Consider the following 2,514-nt stretch of genomic DNA (forward strand, 5'->3'; position numbering starts at 1 on the left):
TCCAGTACTGCTGGTCTCTGTCATCAAAGTGGTCCCCACTACTCGAAGTGATGGACATCACTTTGGACTCACGCGGGTACCCTGTCGATGCGGCCTCGAAATGACGCTTACAAGGCAAGGACGGGAAACGCGTTCATTCGATCACCACCGGAAGACACTCGAACCCGGCCGCCACGGACGCATAGAACCGGTGCAGGCCGTCGCGGATGCGGTAGCGGAAGGGGCTCTCCGGAAAACCCGTGCGCGCAAGCGTGCTCACCGGAACGGGCGCAATGACGGTATCCGCGGCAATGCCATTCAGGATCCGGACCAGCCGTTCCCGGTCGAAGCCGTGCCAATCGCGCATTGCCTCAGGATTGCGGAACGGCGGCTCGATCTCCCTGAGCGGCACGGCTATCGCACCCAGCGCAGAGCGATAGGCGGGCGTCCGTGCACAGAAGGCGTTCATGCCGGCGTCGGACCACCATGCATCGGGAATTTCAAACTCGGCGGGCAGTAGCGGAAAACGAAAACGCATGGTTTCTCTCTTCACAGGCCGCACATCCGGTCCATGTCACGCCTCACCGTTTTCTCCCTGATTGGCCTGGAGGACTTTTGCTTGGCTCAGCAACTCGTCAATCTGGTCCACGGTGCGCGCTTCAACCTCGATTTCGGCCACCTTCAGTCGCAGCTTTCGTCCGGCGCGCCCCTGCAGCCACGCCCCGAATGCAGGCCCAACAATAGGGCCAACCGCCTGAACAACGGAAAGGACGTAAGTCGCAATAACAACGACTTCCCCGTCTATCCGGTTCATTACCGTCAGAGCCGGCATGATCGATGTACCACCTGCCGAGCGGATGTCTCGCGCCGCGAGTTTCGCATCGCGCAGGTAATCCTGTCCAGTCTCATCCGGCGCCTGTATGAACGCTAGCTGCGCCACGCTCCCTTGGTCCATGCGCCTGCCTCCCTTTATATGTGATAACCGAACAAGGTGAACGACTGAAAGCTTGATGAAGACGCTGCATCCCGCTGTGGCCCGCGTGTTCAAACGCCTGCATTACCCGCTTGATGTAATCCTGACGTGCGTGCATTGGTACGTGTCTGATGCGCTAAGCCTGCGAAACCTAGGAAGAAGTGATGGCGGAGCGAGGCATCTCGGTGGATCATTCACCGTGCATCGTTGGGCGCCCAAGCTGCTGTCGGTGCTGGGGAAAGCGTTTCGCCACCACAAACGCCCCGTCGGCAAGAGCTGGCGCGTGGATGAAACCTACACCAAAGTCAAGGCTATGGAAATACCTTCAAGATCCGGCAGACGAAGTACCTGAACAATATCATCGAGCAGGACCATCGCGCGATCAAGCAGCGTACCCGCTCAATGCTCGGGTTCAAGAATTTCCGGTGTGCACGCATCCTGCCCAGTGGCATCGAGGTGGCTCACATGATCGACGAGGGGCAGATGAAAGACAATGGCGCCCGGCAATCTTTTGCCGAGCAGTTCTATTCGTTGATACTATAAGCATTCCTATTCATATCAGGTTTTGCTTGACTTGCCATTGTTATCGCGACAAAGCCCCGCCGACGAGAAGAATTCCAGGAAACGCAAGCCGACGCGTCCGCCGGCGCTGGTCACCGGCGCCGGCACCGTGCCCGCGGCTGCGGCAGGATGGGGGCTTGGCCATACCTGCGGCAGCGCGTGATCGCACGGCTACCTGTTCATGATAAGGACCCTTCATATGGCAAATGTGAATCATCGCTCAAAGATGCTCGAGGATGTCGGTAAAGAATTCCGCGATGGAGGCCACCCACGACGACGAGCCCGCCCCTTTGGCGGCCGCAGCGGCCCCATCAGCCGCAACGGCGCTGCCAGCGTCGGCAGCTCCACCAGCGTCGGCAGCTCCACTAGCGTCGGCAGCTCCACTAGCGTCGGCAGTTCCACCAGCGCTCCTGATGTGGGAATAAACGTTACGCGCGATCTCTTGAGGGTCAGGCTGCGAAGGCAGCTCTAGCTGTGGGGTGTATCTGATGGCGGCACCGACAGCCTGGGCTCCATCATGCTCGATCTGTTGCCTGGTCAGTCCATGATGATTCGACGGCGGTGCGCCAACCGCGCCGGCCAGACCCGGCATCATCTGTTGCATGGCTGCCATCTGGTCGGGGGTCCCATAAGGCCCGCTCAGCTGAGGCGGCAGGTTTTGGGCACCACCGTAAGCGGCCGGCGAAAAATAGGTGGGGCTGCTGCCGCCAAGGTTTTGTACTCCGTTCATGATCGACTCCTATCAGAAAAGTAAAAGGATGAGTCTTCAATCTAGGTGATAGGGCGCGCGATGACGGCACCGTACCGAAAAGACTCTGCAGCGGAACGAAATACACTCCTATATGTGATAAAGGACATTGAACTAACCCGCTGACGCGGGAGGAGGTAGCTGGCCAGCGACATCGGCTCCGGGATCATCCGAAGGGCACATCTGTCGAGTGCGACGATGGCGGTGCAGTTTGCCGCCGTGACCACTCAGAGCGGAGTCCACCATGACACCC

3 protein-coding genes and 1 pseudogene are annotated in these 2,514 nt (G+C 59.3%); 1 reads left to right on the plus strand and 3 read right to left on the minus strand.

The features are described 5' to 3' along the window. Positions 1-133 precede the first annotated feature (133 nt). Together HV796_RS41590 and HV796_RS41595 are read right to left on the minus strand one after the other, a co-directional pair. Positions 134-517, minus strand: a complete 384-nt coding sequence (locus HV796_RS41590; RefSeq protein WP_175233458.1) for a hypothetical protein — start codon at positions 515-517, stop codon at positions 134-136. Positions 518-553: 36 nt separating this feature from the next. Beyond that, entirely contained in the window at positions 554-934 is a 381-nt protein-coding gene (locus tag HV796_RS41595; protein WP_175233459.1) for an eL43 family ribosomal protein, read from the minus strand. A gap of 55 nt (positions 935-989) precedes the next feature. Here HV796_RS41595 and HV796_RS41600 point away from each other — a divergent pair. Then, a pseudogene (locus HV796_RS41600) lies at positions 990-1,495 on the plus strand (IS6 family transposase). A 238-nt stretch (positions 1,496-1,733) separates the two neighbouring features. Here HV796_RS41600 and HV796_RS41605 read toward each other — a convergent pair. Next, complete coding sequence (locus HV796_RS41605; RefSeq protein WP_175233460.1) at positions 1,734-2,243, minus strand: hypothetical protein; 510 nt, start codon at positions 2,241-2,243, stop codon at positions 1,734-1,736. Between the last annotated feature and the right edge of the window lie 271 nt (positions 2,244-2,514).

It is taken from the genome of Paraburkholderia humisilvae, assembly GCF_902859855.1.
Taxonomy (GTDB): domain Bacteria; phylum Pseudomonadota; class Gammaproteobacteria; order Burkholderiales; family Burkholderiaceae; genus Paraburkholderia; species Paraburkholderia humisilvae.